The sequence below is a fragment of the Litorihabitans aurantiacus genome, assembly GCF_030161595.1.
In the GTDB taxonomy this organism is placed as follows: Bacteria; Actinomycetota; Actinomycetes; order Actinomycetales; family Beutenbergiaceae; genus Litorihabitans; species Litorihabitans aurantiacus.
This window is the reverse complement of sequence record NZ_BSUM01000001.1, coordinates 2,539,126-2,558,271: the sequence shown is the minus strand read 5'-3', so window position 1 is coordinate 2,558,271 and position 19,146 is coordinate 2,539,126. Positions and strand designations below refer to the sequence as shown.

18 protein-coding genes and 1 pseudogene are annotated in these 19,146 nt (G+C 73.5%); 14 read left to right on the top strand and 5 right to left on the bottom strand.

The window, feature by feature from the left end; genetic code table 11:
* Nucleotides 1-71 precede the first annotated feature (71 nt).
* The 3 genes from QQK22_RS12155 (at nucleotide 72) to QQK22_RS12145 (ending at nucleotide 4,393) form a co-directional block, all read left to right on the top strand.
* Nucleotides 72-2,978: an FAD-binding and (Fe-S)-binding domain-containing protein gene (locus QQK22_RS12155; RefSeq protein WP_431310156.1), complete on the top strand. Its 2,907-nt coding sequence runs from the start codon at nucleotides 72-74 to the stop codon at nucleotides 2,976-2,978.
* A gap of 153 nt (nucleotides 2,979-3,131) precedes the next feature.
* Nucleotides 3,132-4,022, top strand: coding sequence for a hypothetical protein (locus QQK22_RS12150; protein WP_284251187.1), 891 nt, complete (start codon nucleotides 3,132-3,134; stop codon nucleotides 4,020-4,022).
* 23 nt (nucleotides 4,023-4,045) lie between these two features.
* Nucleotides 4,046-4,393: an avidin-fold protein gene (locus QQK22_RS12145; protein WP_284251186.1), complete on the top strand. Its 348-nt coding sequence runs from the start codon at nucleotides 4,046-4,048 to the stop codon at nucleotides 4,391-4,393.
* 20 nt (nucleotides 4,394-4,413) lie between these two features.
* Here QQK22_RS12145 and QQK22_RS12140 read toward each other — a convergent pair whose 3' ends face one another.
* A complete protein-coding gene (locus tag QQK22_RS12140; protein ID WP_284251185.1) occupies nucleotides 4,414-4,989 on the bottom strand; it encodes an Lrp/AsnC family transcriptional regulator in 576 nt (191 codons plus the stop codon).
* Between the two features lie 129 nt (nucleotides 4,990-5,118).
* Between QQK22_RS12140 and QQK22_RS12135 the strand changes: the two genes are divergently transcribed.
* The 5 genes from QQK22_RS12135 to QQK22_RS12115 are packed head-to-tail and all read left to right on the top strand — an operon-like array spanning nucleotide 5,119 to nucleotide 10,439.
* Nucleotides 5,119-6,729 (top strand): ABC transporter substrate-binding protein, encoded by a 1,611-nt coding sequence (locus tag QQK22_RS12135; RefSeq protein ID WP_284251184.1) that lies wholly within the window; start codon nucleotides 5,119-5,121, stop codon nucleotides 6,727-6,729.
* Complete coding sequence (locus QQK22_RS12130) at nucleotides 6,726-7,787, top strand: ABC transporter permease (RefSeq protein ID WP_284251183.1); 1,062 nt, start codon at nucleotides 6,726-6,728, stop codon at nucleotides 7,785-7,787. The genes QQK22_RS12135 and QQK22_RS12130 overlap by 4 nt, the downstream gene beginning before the upstream one ends.
* Entirely contained in the window at nucleotides 7,784-8,764 is a 981-nt protein-coding gene (locus tag QQK22_RS12125) for an ABC transporter permease (RefSeq protein WP_284251182.1), read from the top strand. The genes QQK22_RS12130 and QQK22_RS12125 overlap by 4 nt, the downstream gene beginning before the upstream one ends.
* Nucleotides 8,761-9,609, top strand: a complete 849-nt coding sequence (locus QQK22_RS12120; protein ID WP_284251181.1) for an ABC transporter ATP-binding protein — start codon at nucleotides 8,761-8,763, stop codon at nucleotides 9,607-9,609. The genes QQK22_RS12125 and QQK22_RS12120 overlap by 4 nt, the downstream gene beginning before the upstream one ends.
* Nucleotides 9,606-10,439, top strand: coding sequence for an ABC transporter ATP-binding protein (locus tag QQK22_RS12115; protein ID WP_284251180.1), 834 nt, complete (start codon nucleotides 9,606-9,608; stop codon nucleotides 10,437-10,439). The genes QQK22_RS12120 and QQK22_RS12115 overlap by 4 nt, the downstream gene beginning before the upstream one ends.
* A gap of 21 nt (nucleotides 10,440-10,460) precedes the next feature.
* Here the strand turns inward: QQK22_RS12115 and QQK22_RS12110 are convergent, their stop codons facing one another.
* From QQK22_RS12110 to QQK22_RS12095, 4 genes are read right to left on the bottom strand one after another with little or no spacing between them, the layout of a single operon-like run.
* Nucleotides 10,461-11,558, bottom strand: coding sequence for an alpha/beta hydrolase (locus tag QQK22_RS12110; RefSeq protein WP_284251179.1), 1,098 nt, complete (start codon nucleotides 11,556-11,558; stop codon nucleotides 10,461-10,463).
* Nucleotides 11,559-11,589: 31 nt separating this feature from the next.
* Nucleotides 11,590-12,570, bottom strand: coding sequence for a hypothetical protein (locus QQK22_RS12105; RefSeq protein ID WP_284251178.1), 981 nt, complete (start codon nucleotides 12,568-12,570; stop codon nucleotides 11,590-11,592).
* Nucleotides 12,571-12,621: 51 nt separating this feature from the next.
* Nucleotides 12,622-13,014 (bottom strand): D-ribose pyranase, encoded by a 393-nt coding sequence (gene rbsD / locus QQK22_RS12100; RefSeq protein ID WP_284251177.1) that lies wholly within the window; start codon nucleotides 13,012-13,014, stop codon nucleotides 12,622-12,624.
* The gene (locus QQK22_RS12095) at nucleotides 13,011-13,970 is read right to left on the bottom strand and encodes a ribokinase (RefSeq protein WP_284251176.1); all 960 of its coding nucleotides are present in this window, start codon (nucleotides 13,968-13,970) and stop codon (nucleotides 13,011-13,013) included. The genes rbsD and QQK22_RS12095 overlap by 4 nt, the downstream gene beginning before the upstream one ends.
* A gap of 99 nt (nucleotides 13,971-14,069) precedes the next feature.
* Here QQK22_RS12095 and QQK22_RS12090 point away from each other — a divergent pair.
* From QQK22_RS12090 to QQK22_RS12065, 6 genes and pseudogenes are all read left to right on the top strand, one after another.
* Nucleotides 14,070-14,867 (top strand): annotated as a pseudogene (locus tag QQK22_RS12090) (FGGY family carbohydrate kinase); the annotation flags it as partial.
* A gap of 128 nt (nucleotides 14,868-14,995) precedes the next feature.
* Nucleotides 14,996-15,733 carry an FGGY-family carbohydrate kinase gene (locus tag QQK22_RS12085; RefSeq protein ID WP_348525578.1) on the top strand — a complete coding sequence of 246 codons (738 nt, stop codon included), beginning with the start codon at nucleotides 14,996-14,998 and terminating at the stop codon, nucleotides 15,731-15,733.
* Nucleotides 15,730-16,038, top strand: coding sequence for a hypothetical protein (locus QQK22_RS12080; protein ID WP_284251174.1), 309 nt, complete (start codon nucleotides 15,730-15,732; stop codon nucleotides 16,036-16,038). The genes QQK22_RS12085 and QQK22_RS12080 overlap by 4 nt, the downstream gene beginning before the upstream one ends.
* Nucleotides 16,035-16,388, top strand: coding sequence for a DUF2291 family protein (locus QQK22_RS12075; protein WP_284251173.1), 354 nt, complete (start codon nucleotides 16,035-16,037; stop codon nucleotides 16,386-16,388). Before QQK22_RS12080 ends, QQK22_RS12075 begins: the two co-directional genes overlap by 4 nt.
* The gene (locus QQK22_RS12070) at nucleotides 16,388-18,016 is read left to right on the top strand and encodes a sugar ABC transporter ATP-binding protein (protein WP_284251172.1); all 1,629 of its coding nucleotides are present in this window, start codon (nucleotides 16,388-16,390) and stop codon (nucleotides 18,014-18,016) included. The genes QQK22_RS12075 and QQK22_RS12070 overlap by 1 nt, the downstream gene beginning before the upstream one ends.
* Nucleotides 18,013-19,140: an ABC transporter permease gene (locus QQK22_RS12065; RefSeq protein ID WP_284251171.1), complete on the top strand. Its 1,128-nt coding sequence runs from the start codon at nucleotides 18,013-18,015 to the stop codon at nucleotides 19,138-19,140. Before QQK22_RS12070 ends, QQK22_RS12065 begins: the two co-directional genes overlap by 4 nt.
* Nucleotides 19,141-19,146: the final 6 nt, after the last annotated feature.

The following is a 19,146-nucleotide window of genomic DNA, read 5'->3' as shown; positions in this document are numbered from 1 at the left end:
ACGGATCACGCGTCGGGTCACGTGCCGGACGCCACGCGGTCGCTCGCGCCCCGCGTGACACACTCGAGATCGTGACAGCCCTCACCAGCAGGCCGGGGCCCGCGAGCGGCGACGTCCCAGGCGGTGCGCCCGACGACGCCTCGGCCGCCCTCCTGGCCGACCTCGGCCGCGTGACCGACGCGGACGCCACGCGCCGCCGTCGCGCCGAGTACTCCACCGATGCCTCGAACTACCGCGTCGTGCCGCAGGTCGTCACGTTCCCCCGGCACACCGACGAGGTGCTCGCCACGCTCGAGGTCGCGCGCCGCCACGGCGCCCCGATCACCGCGCGCGGCGCGGGGACCTCGGTGGCGGGCAACGCCGTCGGGACCGGTGTGGTGATCGACTTCTCGCGCCACCTGAACGCGATCGGCGAGATCGATCCGGAGGAGCGCACCGCCTTCGTGCAGCCGGGCGTGGTGATGAGCAGCCTGCAGGCCGCCGCGGCGCCGCACGGGCTGTGGTTCGGCCCCGATCCGAGCACGAAGAACCGCGCGACGCTCGGCGGGATGATCGGCAACAACGCGTGCGGTCCGCACGCCCTGGCCTACGGCCGAACGTCCGACAACGTGCGCAGCCTCGACGTCGTGGACGGCACCGGGCGTCGCTTCACCGCGAGCTCCGGGCGCGGCGCGCTCGAGGCCGTCCCGGGCCTGGACCGCCTGGTCTCGGGTGACCTCGCGCTGCTGCGCACCGAGCTCGGCCGCTTCACGCGCCAGGTGTCGGGCTACTCGCTCGAGCACCTGCTGCCCGAGCGCGGCAGCAACCTGGCGCGCGCGCTCGTGGGGACCGAGGGGAGCGTCGTCACGCTGCTCGGCGCGAGGGTCGAGCTGCACCCGCTGCCGACCGCACCCGTGCTCGTCGTCCTCGGGTACGCCGACATGCCGAGCGCGGCCGACGCCGTCGTGCCGCTGGGCGCGCTGAAGCCGCTCGCGATCGAGGGGATGGACGCGCGGCTGGTCGACGTCGTGCGCGCCCACGTCGGCTCGGTCCCCGACCTGCCGCGGGGCGCCGGCTGGCTGTTCTGCGAGGTCGGCGGCACGGACGAGGCCGACGCCCTCGCGAACGCGGCCGCGCTGGTCGCGGCGAGCGACTGCCTCGACTCGATGATCACCACGGACAAGGCCAAGACGGCGGCGCTGTGGCGGATCCGGGCCGACGGCGTGGGTCTGGCCGGGCGCACACCGGCCGGTCGGCAGGCGTGGCCGGGCTGGGAGGACGCCGCCGTCCCGCCCGAGAACCTCGGCGCCTACCTGCGCGACTTCGACGCGCTGCTGGCCCAGTACGGCGTCGACGGCCTGCCCTACGGCCACTTCGGCGACGGCTGCATCCACGTGCGCATCGACCTGCCGCTCGAGCGGCCCGAGCAGGTGGGCGACTTCGAGAGCTTCATGAACGACGCCGCGCGCCTGGTCGGCTCCTACGGCGGCTCCCTCTCGGGCGAGCACGGCGACGGCCGCGCGCGGGGCGGGCTGCTGCACCACATGTACTCGCCCGAGGCGCTGAACCTGTTCGAGCGCTTCAAGGGCCTGCTCGACCCCTCCGACCACCTCAACCCCGGGATCGTCGTGCGCCCCGCGCCGGTGACGGCGAACCTGCGCCGCCCGCAGGCGATCGAGCTCGGTGTGCGCGGCTTCGCGCTGCCGCACGACGGCGGCGACCTCACCCGCGCGGCCCACCGCTGCGTCGGCGTCGGGAAGTGTCGGGCGGACAACGGGGGCGCCGGCGGCTTCATGTGCCCCAGCTACCAGGCCACGGGCGACGAGCGGAACGCGACGCGCGGCCGCGCGCGCGTGCTGCAGGAGCTCGCCAACGGCTCGTTCGTCCAGGGCTGGGACTCGCCCGAGGTCGCCGACTCGCTCGACCTGTGCCTCTCGTGCAAGGCGTGCGGGCGCGACTGCCCCGCCGGCGTCGACATGGCCACCTACAAGGCCGAGGTGACCTACCGCCGGTACAAGGGCAGGGTGCGGCCGACGTCGCACTACGTGCTCGGGTGGCTGCCGCGCTGGGCCCGGCTGACGACGGCGGTGCCGGCGGTCGCCGCGATCGCCAACGCCGCGCTCGGGCTCGCGCCGCTGCGGCGCGCGGTCTTCGCCGTCTCGGGCATCGACTCGCGACGGCGAATGACCGCGTTCAGCACGCAGCGGTTCTCGCGGTGGTTCCGGGGGCGCGAGCGCGCGCGGGCGACCGGGTCGCACGAGAGGCGCCGCACGCGCGAGGTGATCCTGTGGGCCGACAGCTTCTCCGAGCACCTCGACCCCGCGGGGGCCCGCGCCATGGTCGAGCTCCTGCAGGAGGCCGGCTACACGGTGCGCATCCCGAGCAGCGACGCGTGCTGCGGCCTGACCTGGATCTCCACCGGTCAGCTCGACGGCGCCCGCACCCGTCTGCGTCGCACGCTCGACGTCCTCGGTCCGGCGGCCGAGCAGGGCGTGCCGATCATCGGCGTCGAACCCTCGTGCACGGCGGTGCTGCGCAGCGACCTGGTGGAGCTGCTGCCGGACGACCCGCGTGCGGCGGCGGTCGCCGGTGCCGTCCGCACCCTGGCCGAGCTGCTGACCGACCCCGAGCTGGGGCCGGGGGAGGAGTGGTCGCCAGCGTCGCACGTCGGCACGACCGTCGTGGTGCAGCCGCACTGCCACCAGTACTCGGTGATGGGCTACGAGGCGGACGCCGCGCTGCTCGCCCGGACCGGTGCCACGATCACGCAGCTCGCCGGGTGCTGCGGGCTCGCGGGCAACTTCGGGATGGAGAAGGGCCACTACGAGGTGAGCGTCGCCGTCGCCGAGAACGCGCTGCTGCCCGCGCTGCGGGAGGCGCCGGAGGGGGCGGTGTACCTGGCCGACGGGTACTCGTGCCGCACGCAGGCCGACCAGCTGGCGGGGGTGCGCGGGACGACGCTGGCGCAGCTGCTCGTGCGTGGGGAGACCCGCGACTAGCGCCGCTCCGGGGCTTGTGAAGAGGTCGTGCACGTTTGCGCCGGGAGGCGCGCGGAGCCGCGGACGTCACGTCGCGGTCGGCCCCGTCCGCGGGTCGGCTCTGGCAGGATTGACCCAGTCCCACCCACCCCTCGGCCGAGATGGTGTTGATCCGTGATACCTGCCTTCCCCCACGAGAGCAACCGTTCCGCGACGCCCGACGGCGCGACCGACGTCCCCGCGGACGTCGACCCGCAGGTGGCCGACGCCGGCGCCTGGGCCACCGAGGCCGGCTTCGCGGTCGTCCCCGTCGCCGCGACGCCCGAGGGCGACGTGGTGGCCCTCGACCACTCGAGCACGGCGGTGCTGGTGGCGGGTGTCGACGAGCTCGACGCGGCGCAGCTCGTCTCGCTGCTGGGGCGCGCGGCCGCCGTGGCCGGCGCCTCGCCCGCGGACCTCGCCGCCGACCACCCCGGCGGCTCGAAGGCGCTGCGCAACGCCTGGTGGCACGCCCGGACCGCCACCGACGGCGGCGTGGCACCCGTGCCGGCGCCGGCGCTGCTCGTCCTGGCGCGGTCCGTCACGGACGACGTCCTGGCTGCCTTCGCGCTGCTCGCCGGGACCGTGCACGTGCACCTCGTGGGCGCGGAGTCGGACGGCGACGACCGCACGGACGGCGAGACCTCGGTGGCGGCCGACGCCGCGGAGGCGTCCGAGGTGCCGAACGAGTCCGCGGTCGAGCACGACCCGGCGCAGCACGAGCACCTGCGGGCCGTCGTCGCCCTCGTGGGGCAGGCGGACCTCGTGCTCGCCGCCCGCACCGACGTCGGCGCACGCCTGACGGACACCGGTGAGATCGAGGTCGACGGCGACGCCTACCGCGACCCCGCCGTCGCGGCGAACGCCGCGCTGGGCGAGGACGTCCCGGACGGCTGGACCGCCTGGCGATTCGGCCCGGACGGCCCCTTCCTGGGCGAGGCGCTCCAGGAGGCGCAGAACCAGCCGCAGGACCGCCCGGCCGAGCGCGCGAAGCGCCCGCACCGCCGCCGCGCCGTCAAGGGCTGAGCGCCCCTGCCTACACTGCGGTCGTGACACCGATCAGTCTCGACGGCCTCGACTTCCACATGATCTCCTCCACCAGCTCGGTGGTCGACGCCGAGGCGCCCACGCGCTTCCACTACCGCCAGGAGGGCAACCTCGTCTGGGGTCGCTACACCGGTGACACGGTGACCCAGGGGCGCTTCGTCGGGGAGGCGACGGCCGGGAGGATCAGCATCTCCTTCGCCCACGCGTCCGTCACCGACGGCAGCGTGGTGCGCGGCGGGGCGGATTCCGTCGTCGAGCGCCGGGAGGACGGGCGCATCTACCTCGTCGAGGCGTACGAGATCGACGGTGTCCCGCACTCCAGCGTCTGCGTGGAGAGTCCGCCCGACTGACACCCGAGGGGGTCGGACCCTCAGATCGCGCCGGGACGGTCCGGATTGGTGCTCGTGAAGCGCATCAGGCCGCGCTCGACGGCGGGGGCGACACGGGGCGGGATGTCGGTGGGCAGCACGTAGCCGCGATGGAACACCTCCTGCAGCACCAGGACGGTGACGACGCTCTTGACCTGGGGCAGGGCTGCGACCTCGCCCACCACGAAGGCGTGGATCATGTCGACCGTCCGGGCCCGCACGTGCAGCATCACGTCGTGCTCGCCCGTGGTCACCATGGCCGACTCGACCTCGGGCATGGACTCGAGTGCGGCCAGCAGCTCCGACCACGACTGCGGGTTGACCGTCACGAACACGAGGGCGCTCAATCCGAGCCCCGCCGCCGCGGGGTCGACGCGGGCCTGGAAACCGGTGACGATCCCGGCGGCGGTCATCGACTCGACGCGGGCGTAGGCGTTCGACCGTGAGATGCCCACCTGCTGAGCCAGGGCCGCCATCGAGATTCGTCCGTCGGAGCGCAGGACTTCGAGGATCCGGTAGCCGATGTCATCGAGCGGTGCGTCTGATCGTCCGCGGTCCGTTTCCTCCCGAGCCTCCATGCTGGACATTCTGTTACCGACCGGCCGCTGAGCGCCACCGTGTTTACGAGATCGCAACGTGACCGGACATATAGTTCGCCGCACGCGAACTTGTGACCGACGCGTCCACGCCCGAGAGAAGAGTCGACCGTGATCCGAAAGCCCGCCCGTGCCAGCCTCGCACTCGCCGCCTCCGCAGCCCTGCTGATCTCGGCCTGCTCGGGCGGCAACTCGGCCAGCAACCCGTCGGACTCCGCGGACGACGGCGACGCCGGTGCGGGCGCCGGGGGTGGCACGCTCGTCGTCGACACGGCCTTCTCGCTCGAGACGGGCGATCCTGGACGCAACTACGTCCCCACGGGCTCGATCGTGCTCCACGCGATGTACGAGACGCTGCTGACCTTCGACGGCGACGACGAGTCGACCCCGGTGCCGGCCCTCGCGACGATGGAGGCCAACGACGCCGCGACGGAGTTCACCTTCACGCTCACGGGCGACCGCACGTTCTCCGACGGGTCACCGATCGATGCCGACGACGTCGTCTTCTCCCTCGAGCGGCTGGCGGGGATGGAGTCGTCGAAGGCCAACTTCCTCATGGCGGGGATCGAGGTCACGAAGGTCGACGACACGACCGTGGTGCTCACGACGACGGAGCCGTCGCTGCAGGTGCCCGCCATCGTGACGAACCCGGCCCTCAGCATCCTGAACTCCGAGTTGGTCGAGGCCAACGGCGGTACCACGGACGACACCGACGCCGCCGAGGACTTCCTCGGCTCGACCTCGGCCGGTTCCGGCCCCTACGTCCTCGACCAGCTGGATCTCACGTCCCAGGTCGTCCTCGTCCCGAACCCGGACTACGACGGGGAGAAGCCCGCCGCGTACGACCGGATCGTCGTGCGGAACGTGACGGAGCCGGCCACCCAGCTGACCAACCTGCGCGGCGGCGACTCCCAGCTCGCCCTCGACCTCTCGGGGGACCAGGTCGCGGGCCTCGGCTCCGACCTCGACGTGAACTCGGTGCCGGGTGCGCAGAGCATCTTCCTGCTGCTGAACCAGGACGCGGGGGTGAGCGGGACGCTGGCGAACCCGGCGTTCGCCGAGGCCGTGCGCTACGCGCTGGACTACGACGCCCTGCTCGAGCTGGCGGGCGACGGATCGGTGGAGGCCTCCGGCGTCATCCCGCCGATGTTCCTCGGTGCGCTGGAGGAGGGGGTGACGCAGGATCTCGACCGCAGCGCCGCCGCGCTCGCGGAGTCGGGCTACCAGGGCGAGACCATCTCCCTCAGGTTCCCGAACGACAACCCGGTCGGTGGCGTCGACTTCACCACGCTCGGCGAGCGCGTGCAGTCCCAGCTGCAGGCCGCCGGTATCCAGGTCAGCCTCGCTCCGGGACCGTTCGCGTCCGAGATCGACCCCTACGTCGACGGGACCGGCGCGTTCTCGATGTGGTACTGGGGCCCCGATTTCGCCGACTCATCCTCGTTCCTGCCCTTCGGTCCCGGCGAGAAGGTCGGACTGCGCGCCGGGTGGACGGCGGACGCCGCGCCCGACGTCGCGGCGCTCGTGGCCGCAGCGAAGACCGCGACCGATCCGGTCGAGCGCGAGGCGGCGTTCACCGACTACGCGACCGCGATGCAGGAGAGCGGAGCGTTCGTCCCGCTCCTCGTCCCGGCGCGCCACTTCGCCTCCTCCGGAGTCGACGGTGTCGCCTACAACTCCAACTGGACGGTCGACCTGACCGACCTGTCCCCGGCCGAGTGACGCGGGTCGACACCGCAGCAGCAGCGCGGACCGAGCGGTCCGCGCTACTGCGCTACGTCGCGCGGCGGCTGATCACGTCGATCGTCCTGATGCTCGGCGTGACGCTGGTGGTCTTCACGCTCACCACCCTCGTCCCGGGCGACCCGCTGACCGCAGCCCTCGGTGAGGGGGCCTCGCAGAACCCCGCGACCGTCGCGGCCTACACCGAGCGCTTCGGCCTCGACCGTCCGCTTCCGGAGCGCTACCTGCTCTACCTCTCCGCCCTGTTCCAGGGCGACCTCGGCACGTCCATCCGCACGACGAGGCCGGTCGCCGAGGAGCTCAGTCGTGCGCTGCCGGCGACGGCGGAGATCGCGCTCTGCGCCATCGTGCTGAGCGTCGCCGTCGCCGTCGTGCTCGGCACCCTGGCCGCCTACCGTCGCGATCGTGCGACCGACCAGGTCGTGCGCGTCGTCTCGCTCGTGGGCCTGAGCGTCCCCACGTTCTGGATGGCGATCCTCGTCTACCAGCTGTTCTTCCTGCGGCTCGGCTGGGCTCCCGGCTCGGGACGGCTCTCACCCGCGCTGAACCCGCCGCCCCGCATCACGGGCCTGTTCACGATCGACTTCGTGCTCGACGGCGACCCGGTCGGGTTCTTCGACGCCGCGGCCCACCTCGTGCTGCCGGTGCTGGTCCTCAGCCTGTTCACGATCGGTGTCCTGACACGCTTCGTGCGGACCTCCGTGCTGGAGGTCCTGAGCTCCGACTACGTGCGAGCCGCGCGCGCCAAGGGCCTGAGCGAGCCGCGTGTCATCACGTCGTACCTGCTGCGTGGTGCCTCGCTGCCCATCCTCACCATGACGGGGATCGCCTTCGGCGGGCTGCTGTCGGGCACCGTGCTGGTCGAGGCCATCTTCGCCTGGCCCGGCCTGGGCACGTACGCCTACCAGGCAGCCATCAACCTCGACCTCCCCGCCGTGATGGGGGTGGGGCTCGCCGTCGGCCTCGTCTACCTCCTCATCAACCTGGTGGTCGACCTGCTGTACGGGATCCTCGATCCGAGAGTGAGGCTGGGATGACCGGTCACGGATTCGCCGCTCGGGTGGCCGAGGCGAAGCGCGCACGTCGGGCCGGGCGGCGGTTGCCCAGCGCCTGGCGCCGGCCGCTCGCCGTCATCGGTGTCGGGATCGTCCTGGCGTGGCTGCTGGCAGCGGTCCTGGCACCCTGGATCTCTCCCGCGTCCCCGCTCGCGCAGGACCTCCCGCGCCTGACGCCTCCCGGCGCCGAGGCGCTGCTCGGTACCGACGCGCTCGGGCGCGACGTCCTCTCGCGCCTGATCCACGGCGCGCGCACGACCATTCCCCTCGCGGTCGTCCTCGTGCTCAGCGCGATGGTGCTGGGGACCGTCGTCGGCGCCGTCTCCGGGTACCTGGGCGGATGGGTCGACGAGGTCCTGATGAGGGTCACCGACCTCTTCATGGCCTTCCCGACCGTGATCCTCGCGATGGTGATCGCGGCGTCGCTCGGTCCGTCGCTGTACAACGCGGTCCTCGCGGGGATCGTCGTCACGTGGCCGAACTACGCACGCGTGACACGGTCGCTCGTCCTGAGCCTGCGCGGTCAGAACTACGTCGTCGCGTCGCGGCTGCTGGGCCACTCCTCGGTTCACTCGCTCCGGGTCGACATCCTGCCCGGTGTCGCGGGTCCGGTGATGGTGCTGGCCTCGCTCGAGACCGGCACGTCGATCCTGCTGCTGACGGGGCTGTCCTTCCTCGGCCTCGGCGCCCAACCGCCGTCGGCGGAGTGGGGCTCGATGATCTCCTCCGCGATCCAGCACATCGACGCGTGGTGGCTCGGACTGTTCCCCGGCCTCGCGATCCTGAGCATCGTGATGGCGTTCAACTTCATCGGCGACTCCCTGCGGGACGTCCTCGACCCCCTCTCGGGCGCGCAGCGCGCCGGTGCCGGCGTCGCTCCGGCGCCGCTGAGCACCGAGGGCCGGTCCGAGCAGAGCGTCGTGGAGGATCTCGTCGTCGACCCGGGGCGTCCGTCGTGAGCGCCGAGAGCCGTGCGGCCCTCAGCATCCGCGACCTCGTCGTCGAGCTCGGCCCGCCGGATTCTCGCCGGGCGGTGGTCGACGGGGTGGATCTGGACTTGCGGGCGGGGCGGGTCCACGGCCTCGCGGGCGAGTCGGGTTCGGGCAAGACGATGACGGCGCTGGCCGTGCTCGGCCTGCTGCCGACGCCGTCGCGCGCGACCGGATCCATCCTGCTGGACGGTGAGGAGATCCTCGGGCTGCGGGGGCGCCGGCTGTCCGCTATCCGCGGCCGACGGGTGGCGATGGTCTTCCAGGATCCCTCGGCCAGCCTCCACCCGCAGCTGACTGTGGGCACCCAGCTGACCGACCACGTGCGCAGGCACCTGCGACTGAGCAGGTCCGCCGCGCGTGAGCGCGCCGTCGACCTGCTGACGCAGGTGCGCGTGCCCCGGCCCGAGGAGGCGCTGGCCCGGTATCCGCACCAGTTCTCCGGGGGCCAACGTCAACGCATCGCGATCGCGGTCGCCCTGGCCTGCGACCCCGACGTGCTGCTCGCGGACGAGCCCACCACCGCGCTCGACGTCACGGTCCAGGCCGGTGTGCTGCACCTGCTCCGCGACCTCGCGGAGCAGCGCGACCTCGCCGTCCTCCTCGTGACGCACGACCTCGGCGTGATGAGCGCGGTGGCCGACGACGTCGCCGTGATGCGTCACGGCGCGATCGCAGAGGTCGCGCCGCGTGAGCAGCTCTTCACCGCGCCCGCGCACCCCTACACGCGCGCCCTGCTGGACGCCCTGCCGGACCGCATCGCGGCCGGTGCCGGCACCGGCGGGTCGGACACGACACCGGAGGACGAGCGGTGAGCACGCTGCTGGAGATCGACGACCTGGTGATCACCTACGGTGCGCTGCGCGCGGTCGACGGGGTGAGCCTGTCCCTGGCGGCGGGGGAGGTGCTCGCGCTCGTGGGGGAGTCGGGGTGCGGCAAGTCGTCGACGGCGCGCGCCGTGGTCGGGATGGAGAAGCCAGCCAGGGGCGACGTCCGGGTGCACGGTGCCCCCGTGCCGAGACTCGGGCTCGCGCGCCGCCCCACAGTGCTGACCGGGGTCCAGATGGTCTTCCAGGACCCGAACTCCTCACTCAACCCGCGCCACCGCGTGGGGCGCCAGATCGCGGACGGTGCTCGGGCTGCCCGCGCCCGCGGCGTCGACTCCGACTCGCCCGGCGCGTGGCTCGAGGCGGTCGGGCTGCCACCCGACTTCGCCGACCGCTACCCGCACCAGCTCTCGGGTGGTCAGCGTCAGCGGGTGGCGATCGCGCGCGCGATGGCGTCACGTCCCGAGATCCTGGTGGCGGACGAGCCGATCTCTGCGCTCGACGCCTCGAGCCAGGCGTCGGTGGCCTCGATGATGCGTCGTCTCTGCGTGACCTCGGGGACGGGCATGCTGTTCATCTCCCACGACCTGTCGGTCGTGCGGCTGATGGCCGACCGCGTGGCGGTCATGTACCGGGGACGGATCGTCGAGTCCGGTCCGACGGCGGCGGTCTGGTCCGACCCGCGCCACCCCTACACCCGGGCGCTGCTGGCCGCGATCCCGCACCCCGACGGCCGTGGCGTGCTTCCCGAGGCCCCGGCCCTCGAGGCGCCACCCGAGTGGGCGCAGGAGGTGCCCGGCGCCCTCGGGCGGGGCTGAGGAGCGCCGTCCCGACGGCACCTAGGGCAGGTACCCCGCCGCCCACCGCGCGACGTGGTCGTAGGCCACCTCGCGCACGGGGCGGCGCGAGAGCAGCACGTCGTGGATCGCGTCCGGCACGGTCGCGACCGTCACGTTGCGCGCGATCTTCAGCGCCCGCTCCGCGACGACGTCGACCTCGATCACGATGTCGCTCGAGGACATCGCGTCGTCCCAGACCGCGGAGATGTGCGAGCGCTGCGAGCGCAGCACGAGCACCGGCGCGTCGACGTCGAGCCCCTTGGCCACGCGGGCGTGGCCGCGCAGGACCGCGGCGAGCCAGCCGTAGCGCGCGGGGAAGCTGTGGCTGGGGCGCCAGGGCGCCACCAGGGACCACTCGCCGTCGTGCAGGTCCGAGATCGTCCGGTTGTAGAAGCCGAGGTCGATCTGCGGGGTGAGGCGGAGCGGGAAGTTCTTGGCGAGCTCGGTCACGAGCGGGGTCGAGAGCGTGCGCACCAGCGACGACCCCTGTGTCTCGAGCCACGGCGAGACGAGGATGAGACCGGCGATCCGCCCGGGGTTGTGATGCGCCCACAGGCTCGCGGTCAGGCCGCCGGTCGAGTGCGCCATCACCGTCACGGGCAGGTCGGGGTGCTCGGCGGCCACGACGGCGAGCGCCGCCTCGATGTCCTCGGAGTAGGTCGCGAGGGAGTCGACGTACCCGGGGGACTGGTGCCGCCGCAGGCTGCGCCCGTACTTGCGCAGGTCGAGGGCGTAGAAGGCGGCCCCGTGGTCGGCCCAGAACGGACCCAGCTCGTGGTGGAAGAAGTAGTCGCTCCAGCCGTGCAGGTAGAGGACGGCGTGCCGCACCTGCCCGTCCGCACCGGGCAGCACGACGCGACCGGGGTCGATCGCGGGCCGGTAGCGCACCAGGGTCGCAACCACCTCGCCCTCGAAGTCGTCGGCGAGCGGGAGGGTGCGGGACTCGTGGCCGCGCCCGAGGACGTCGGGCGCCCACCGGTCGGCCGGCGGCGGGTGGGGCCACTCGACGTCGGGGTCCTCGCCCGCCACCCGGGCGTCCCGCATCACCTCGATGACCTCGCCCACGCGGGCCAGGGGTGCGGGGCCGCGACGTCTCATCGCCCCATCGTGGCCGCTGCGCGCGGGGCTGTCACGCCCAGCCCAGGTTCGCGCGCCAGGTGCCCGGGTACGTGCCGTGGTCGATCGGGAGGTCGAAGTACACGGCCGCCAGGTCCTCCGCCTGCGTCCCCGGCGCCAGCACGCGCGAGCCGTCCGCACGCTCGAGGGTCGCGGGGCCGTACTCGTCGAGGAGCCAGTCGGGGAAGGCACCCGCGTCGAGCCCCGCCTGCACGGCCGAGCGTCGCTGGACCGACTCCATACCGGTCGCGATGGCCTGCTGGACGTCGTTGTCGCTCGTGTCGGTCGTCGGTCCGTAGTTCGCCACCGAGGTCATCACCTCGTCCGACGAGATCAGCCCCGACGCCGTCGTGAGCGCGTCGGTGCCGCCGTCGGCCGCCCGGCGGGCGTGCGCGAGCAGGGCGACCTCGGACGCCGCGAGCTGCCGCCACCCCGCGCTGAAGTCGCCCGCGTGGGTCACGTCCGCGCCCACCAGGCGCCCCTCCCACGTCGCCGCCTGCACCATCGCGACGGCGACCGGCGTCTCCTGCCCGTCCGCGAACGGCTGCACGAGGTCCCGCTCGAGCACGGTCGTGACGGCGGCGTGGAAGCGCACCGACGTCTCGTGGCCGCTCGCGGCGGCGAACTGCACGAAGCCGCGCCGCGCGTCCTCCGTGAGGTCGGGGGTGCCGTCCTCCTCCGCCACGAAGCGCTCGGCCCACGTGATGCCGACGTCGACGACGGCGGTCACGTCCTCGTCGTCCAGGCGCGTCACCCAGCCGCTCGGGTCGTCGGCGATCTGCTCGATCACGTCCTGCGCCGCCCCGGGATCGCCCAGCGCGGCCGGCAGGTCGGACAGCGCCGGCGGGAGGACGTCCGCGGAGGTCGGCGGCGCGGGCGCCGGGTCGGGCGTGCACGCCACGAGCACCGGTGCGACGGCGATCGTCACCGCCACCACGAGGGTCGCCGCGCGCCGTCGTCCACCCCGGTCCCCGCCCCTGCGTCGCTCCGCCATCACGCCAACCTAGGCGAGCCCGCCGGGGTGCGGGGAGGTCGATCGGCCCCGTCAGACCGCGAACGGCACCCCGCACCGCAGCACCACGTTCGAGTACGCCACGTCCTCGCCGGTCCGCACCACGAGGCGAGCCTCGCCGACCATCGCCTTGAGCGCGCCGTGCTCGACGCGTTCGGCGGCGAAGCCGAGGGCGTCGTCGACCCAGGCGCCGCCGGGCCAGGCGTCGGACTCGCGGGAGACCCACGCGTGCTCCGCCACGACGTCGCCCAGCAGCGCGGTCAGCACGTCGACGAATCGGGGCGACCCGTAGACCAGCGCGAGGTCGACCACCGGGACGTGCGGCGGCACCGGCAGCCCGGCGTCGGCCACCACGACGAGATCGGTGTGCCCGAGCCGCGCGATCGCGGCGGACAGCGGGGCGTTGATGATTCCGGTGCGCTTCACGGCAGCTCGACCTCCGGGCCGGGGTAGGAGTCCTGCGCCCCGTGGCGCTGGACGGAGTGGGCGGCGACCCGCGTCGCCTCGCGGGCGGCGTCCTGCAGCCCGTCGCCGCGGGCGAGGCTCGCGGCGAGCGCGCCGACGAACGCGTCGCCGGCGCCCGTGGTGTCGACCACGGGGACGCGCAGGCCGTCGACGGCCCAGGCGCCCCCGGCCGAGACGCCGACGGCGCCCGCCGCCCCCAGCGTCACCACCACCGACGGCGCCCCGAGCGCGTGCAGGCGGTCCGCGAGCGAGGCGCCCGACTCGCCCGCCGTCGCCTCGCCCCCGCCGGCCCACCCCAGCACGAGCGCGGCCTCGTGCTCGTTGACCACGAGCGGGTCGGCGACGGCGAGCGTCGCCCTCGGCAGGTCGAGCGCCGGCGCGGCGTTCAGCACCACGCGCACGCCGGCCGCGGCGGCGGTCGCCGCCACGGCCACGATCGAGTCGCGCGGGATCTCGCCCTGCAGCACGCACACGCGAGCCGCGCGGACGGTGTCGGAGGCACGTTCGACGACGTCGGGCGTCATCCACGCGTTCGCGCCGGGGACGACGACGATCGTGTTCTCGCCGTCGTCGTCCAGCGTCACGACGGCGAGCCCGGTCGGTCCCGGCACGGTCACCACGTCGCCCAGGTCGACGAACGCGTCCTCGAGCCGTGACAGCGCGACCTCGGCCCCGCCGTCGTCCCCCACGGCCCCGACCATCGCGGTCGACGCCCCGCGCAGCGCGGCCGCCACCGCCTGGTTGGCGCCCTTGCCGCCGGGGCTGCGCATCCCGCCGCCGCCGATCAGCGTCTCGCCCGGTCTCGGGTGGCGCCGCACCGTGAGCAGGAGGTCGACGTTGATCGACCCGACGACGACGACCTCGGCGGGTTGCGCCACCCGCTGCGCCTGACTGGCGTTCTCCGGACCCTCGTCCATGCGATCTCCCTCGACCTGTTGACAACATCCAACACCGTGCCTAGGTTGAGCGCAACGCATTCAACGTAGAATGAATATGCAGAAGGTCAGGGACGATCGATGGTGCAGCAGCTGGACCCCACCGCGGCGACGCATGCCGAGCCGGCCTCGCGCCGCGCCTCGGGCGGTGCGCGAGCCGCCGGACGCGGCGACCTCCTGCTCGCCCTGGACCAGGGGACCACGAACACCAAGGCCCTGCTCGTCGAGGCGGCGACCGGCCGCGTGCTCGCCCAGTCCGCCCGGCGCATCGGGATCCGTTTCCCGGCGCCCGGGTGGGTCGAGCAGGACGCGCAGGAGATCTGGGAGGCGACCGAGGCCGCCGTCGACGACGTCCTGCGTGCCGCCGACGAACCGGCGCTCGCGGGCGTGGCGATCTCCAACCAGCGCGAGTCGGTCGCCGTGTGGGACGCGGACGGCGCGCCGCTCGGTCCGGTGCTCGGCTGGCAGGACGCCCGCACGGCCGACGCGTGCGCCGACCTCGCGCGTCGCGAGCCCGGTCTCGCCGCCGACGTGCGCCGCCGCACCGGGCTCGATCTCGACCCCATGTTCTCCGCGCCCAAGATGCGCTGGCTCCTGGAGGCGGCCGACCGCCCGTCGGGCGCCCGCCTCGGCACGATCGACACCTACCTGCTCGCCCGACTCACGGGGGAGCACGCCACCGAGGCCGGCAACGCCTCGCGCACCCTCCTGCTCGACCTCGCGTCGCAGCAGTGGGACGCCGAGCTGTGCGCGGCGTTCGGCGTCCCGACCACGGCGCTCGCCCCGGTCCACCGCTCCGACGCGCTCCCCGGCCGCACCCGCCCCGGCGGCCGGATCCCGGCCGGCGTCCCCGTCCTGGCGGTCCTGGCGGACTCCCACGCCGCGCTGTTCCACCACGCGGGTGGCCGGCCGGGCGAGGGCAAGGCCACCTACGGCACCGGCTCCTCGGTCATGGTGGGCGCCGCGAGCGCGGAGTCCGCGCCGTCGGGCATCGCCGCGACGCTCGCGTGGCTCACCGGCGCGCCCGCCTTCGCCCGCGAGGGCAACATCGTCGCCAGCGGCGCCGCGCTCACGTGGATGGCGCAGCTGCTCACGGGGGCGACGTCGTCGCCCTGGGCGAGCTCGCGGCGCGCGCCGAGCCCGGCCTCGCGTTCGTGCCGGCCTTCTCCGGCCTCGGCGCCCCCTACTTCGACCGCGGCGCCACCGGCCTGCTGGCCGGCATCACCGGTGGCACGACCGGCGCGGACCTCGCGCGGGCGGCGTTCGACGCCGTCGCGCACCAGGTCTGCGACGTCGTGGAGGCGATGGAGTCCGACGGCGCGGCGCACCTGGGCGTGCTGCACGCCGACGGCGGCGCGACCGCCTCCGCGCTGCTGATGCAGATCCAGGCCGACCTGCTCGGTCGTCCCGTGCACGTCTCGGGCGAGCCCGAGGCTTCCGCGCTCGGCGCGGCCATGCTCGCCGCGCAGGGGCTCGGCCACACGTGGCCGCGGGCGGAGGTGGACGCGTCGTCCTCGCCGTCGCAGCCGCAGCGGGTCGTCACCCCGGCGATCGACGACGACGAGCGCCGCGCCCGCCGGGAGGCGTGGCGCACCGCCGTCGCCCGCTCGCGCGGCACACCCGTGCCCACCCGACCAGCAGACGCACCCGCACCACCCGTACCCGCACCACCTGTACCCGCACCACCCCTGGGCGCACCCACCTCGAGCGACGAGGCGGCGCCGGAACGAAGGAGGACGCCGTGAGCACCACCCCCACTCATCGGCCGCTGTGGCGCCGGGGCGTCGTGGTGGCGCCCGTGCTGGGCGCACTGCTGCTCGGCGGTATGGCCGCCAGCACGACGTTCGTCGGCGCTGGTGACGCCGTGATCGCGGCGGACACCGCGGTCGAGTTCGCCGACCTCAACTACGAGGACGTGATCGTGCCCTCCCTGACCGACCGCGCGGTCGAGGTCTCCGACCTCGCGACCCGGGTGCTCGCCGACCCCGACGCGACGGGCGAGGAGCTGGGCCGGCGCGAGGGGAGGGCAAGCCGTTCAGCTACCCCGTGACGGCCACCGGCACGGTCGCGGAGGGTGCGTTCGGCGAGGTCGGGCTCGAGGTCGCCGGGATGCCCGAGGGGATCACGGTCGGCGTCGCGGTCCCACCGCTCGGGTCCTCCACGGCGCTGCGCGACGCGGGCGCCGAGCTGACGTTCGGCGACTTCGCGAACCAGACCGAGTACCAGAACGTCGCGATCGAGCTGAACAAGCTCGCGGCGGCCGACGTGTACTCCGACCTCGACCTCACCACGATGATCGGCAGCGAGATCACGGTCGTCGGCGGCACCACCTGGGCCTCCAAGACGGGCGGCGAGGTCACGCACGTGACGATCGTTCCCGTCTCGATCGAGGTCGGCTGATGTCCGCCCCGGTGACGGCGCCGGTGACGACCCGCGGCGAGGTCGTCATGCGCGCCGAGGCGGTCACGAAGGCCTACGGCGGCACGCACGCGCTCCGCGGCGTCGACTTCGAGCTGCGCGTCGGCGAGGTCACCGCGCTGATCGGCGAGAACGGCGCGGGCAAGTCCACGCTGATGAAGATCCTCGCCGGCGTCGAGCAGCCCTCCACGGGCACGATCACGCTCGACGGCGAGCCCGTCGACTTCCGCTCGCCCACCGAGGCGGTGGCGCACGGCGTCGCGATCATCCACCAGGAGCTCAACCTCTGCCCCAACCTCTCGATCGCCGACAACATCTTCCTGGCGCGCGAGGAGACCCGCGGCGGCATGGTCGACTTCGGCGCCCAGCGGCGCGCGGCGGCGGAGTTCCTGGCGCGGCTCGAGGAGCCGCTCGACCCCACGATGCTCGCCGGCGACCTCCGGCTGGGGCAGCAGCAGCTCGTCGAGATCGCCCGCGCCCTCAGCGAGGACGCCCGCGTGCTGATCATGGACGAGCCGACCTCCGCGCTCTCGCACGCCGAGGTCGAGGTGCTCTTCCGCGTCATCCGGGACCTCACGAGCCGCGGCGTCTCGATCGTCTACATCTCCCACCACCTCGACGAGTGCCTCGAGCTCGCCGACACCGCCGTCGTGCTCCGCGACGGCCGCATCGTGGCCGAGGCCCCGATGGCCGACGTGGACCTCGGCTGGATCGTCACGCAGATGGTCGGGCGGGAGGAGGGCGACCTCTACGCGCCGATGGCGCACGACCCCGGGGAGGTGCTGCTGTCGGTGCGCGACCTCGTCGTCGCCGACCCCGACACCCCCGGCCGGCTGGCCGTGCGCGGCGTGAGCTTCGACCTGCACGCCGGCGAGGTCATCGGCATATACGGGCTCATGGGCGCCGGGCGCACCGAGCTGCTCGAGGCGCTCGCCGGGCGCAACCGGATCCTTGGCGGCGCGGTGGAGCTCGACGGCGTCGACCTCGCCCGCAAGGACGTCGCCGCGCGGATCGAGGAGGGGCTGATCCTGGTCCCCGAGGACCGCCAGCGGGACGGGCTGGTGCAGACGCTCTCCGTCGGCGCCAACATGGCGGTCTCGGCCGTGACCTCGTTCGTGCGCCGCGGCTTCGTCTCGCGGCGCGCCGAGAGCGCCGCCGTGACCGAGACCGGCGCGAAGGTGCGCGTGAAGACCGCGAGCTTCGACGCCCCGATCGGCTCGCTCTCGGGCGGGAACCAGCAGAAGGTCGTCATCGGCAAGGCCCTGCTGACCTCGCCCCGCGTGCTGGTGCTCGACGAGCCCACGCGCGGGATCGACGTCGGCGCCAAGGCCGACATCTTCGCGCTGGTGGCGGCGCAGGCGCGCACCGGGCGCGCGGTGCTGTTCGCGACGTCGGAGGTCGGCGAGGTGCTCTACGCCTGCGACCGCATCCTCGTGATGGCCCGCGGCGAGATCGTCGCCGAGCTCGATCCGCGCACCACCGACCGCGAGCTGCTCATGGCCACCGCCGACACGTCGGCCACCGCGACGGGTCCCGCCGGCACGGCGGACGCCGTCGAGGCCGCCACCTTCTTCACCGACCACCCCACCAGCGACGAGGACCCGCGATGACCACCCAGAACGGCTCGGCGCCCGTGAGCGCCACGGCCCAGGCCCGACGCCGGATCCTCGGCAACCGGGGCGTGGGCGAGTTCCTGCTCGACCAGCGGGCGTTCGTCGCCCTCATCGTGCTGGTGCTGATCTTCTCGCTGATGACGGACGCGTTCCTGACGCCCACGAACCTCATCGTGATGACCAAGCACGTCGCCTACAACGCGATCCTCGCGCTGGGGATGCTGCTCGTGATCATCACCGGCGGGATCGACCTGTCGGTCGGCTCGATCGTGGGCCTGTCGGGCATCGTGGCGGGAGTGATGCTCCAGGGGTGGGAGCTGTCGCTGTTCGACACCACCGCCTACCCGGCGGTGTGGGTCGTGGTGGTGATCTCGCTCGCCGTCGGCGGTCTCGTCGGGGCGCTGAACGGGTGGTTGATCACGAGGTTCAACGTCGCGCCCTTCATCGCGACGCTCGGCACGATGTACATCGCCCGCGGCGCCGCGCTGCTGATCTCGAACGGTTCGACCTTCCCGCGCCTGCAGGGCGAGGCCGACCTCGGCAACACCGGGTTCTCCTTCCTCGGCATCGCCCGCCCGCTCGGCATCCCGACGGCGATCTGGATCATGGTGATCTTCGCCGTCGTGATCTGGGTGCTGGCTACGCGCACGCGCTTCGGCCGCCACCTGTACGCGACCGGCGGCAACGAGCGCGCCGCCCAGCTGTCCGGCGTCCTCGTGAAGTCCGTGAAGATGCGCGTCTACGTCATCTCGGGCCTGTGCGCCGGGATGGCCGGCCTCATCATCGCCTCGGAGCTCACCTCGGCCGCACCCCAGACCGGCCAGTCGTTCGAGCTCAACGCGATCGCCGCCGTCGTGATCGGCGGGGCCTCCCTCGCCGGCGGCCGCGGCACCGTCAAGGGCGCCCTCATCGGTGCCTTCGTCATCGGCTTCCTCTCCGACGGGCTCGTGCTCGTCGGGGTCTCCAGCTTCTGGCAGACCGTCATCAAGGGTCTCGTGATCGTGCTCGCCGTGATCCTCGACCAGAGCCAGGAGCGTCTCAAGAAGGCCAGGGCGGCGGCCCAGGCCGCCCAGAGCGTCAAGCGCGAGCTTGCGAAGTCCCAGCCTGTCGCGTCCGCGTAGGCCCAC

What these genes read in the sequence shown, in the direction of transcription:
- QQK22_RS12140 (WP_284251185.1), bottom strand. Translation starts at nt 4,989, where the DNA reads ATGGAGGCTCGGGAGGAAACGGACCGCGGACGATCAGACGCACCGCTC.
- QQK22_RS12125 (WP_284251182.1), top strand. Translation starts at nt 7,784, where the DNA reads ATGACCGGTCACGGATTCGCCGCTCGGGTGGCCGAGGCGAAGCGCGCA.
- QQK22_RS12065 (WP_284251171.1), top strand. Translation starts at nt 18,013, where the DNA reads ATGACCACCCAGAACGGCTCGGCGCCCGTGAGCGCCACGGCCCAGGCC.
- QQK22_RS12070 (WP_284251172.1), top strand. Translation starts at nt 16,388, where the DNA reads ATGTCCGCCCCGGTGACGGCGCCGGTGACGACCCGCGGCGAGGTCGTC.
- QQK22_RS12110 (WP_284251179.1), bottom strand. Translation starts at nt 11,558, where the DNA reads ATGAGACGTCGCGGCCCCGCACCCCTGGCCCGCGTGGGCGAGGTCATC.
- QQK22_RS12095 (WP_284251176.1), bottom strand. Translation starts at nt 13,970, where the DNA reads ATGGACGAGGGTCCGGAGAACGCCAGTCAGGCGCAGCGGGTGGCGCAA.
- QQK22_RS12105 (WP_284251178.1), bottom strand. Translation starts at nt 12,570, where the DNA reads ATGGCGGAGCGACGCAGGGGCGGGGACCGGGGTGGACGACGGCGCGCG.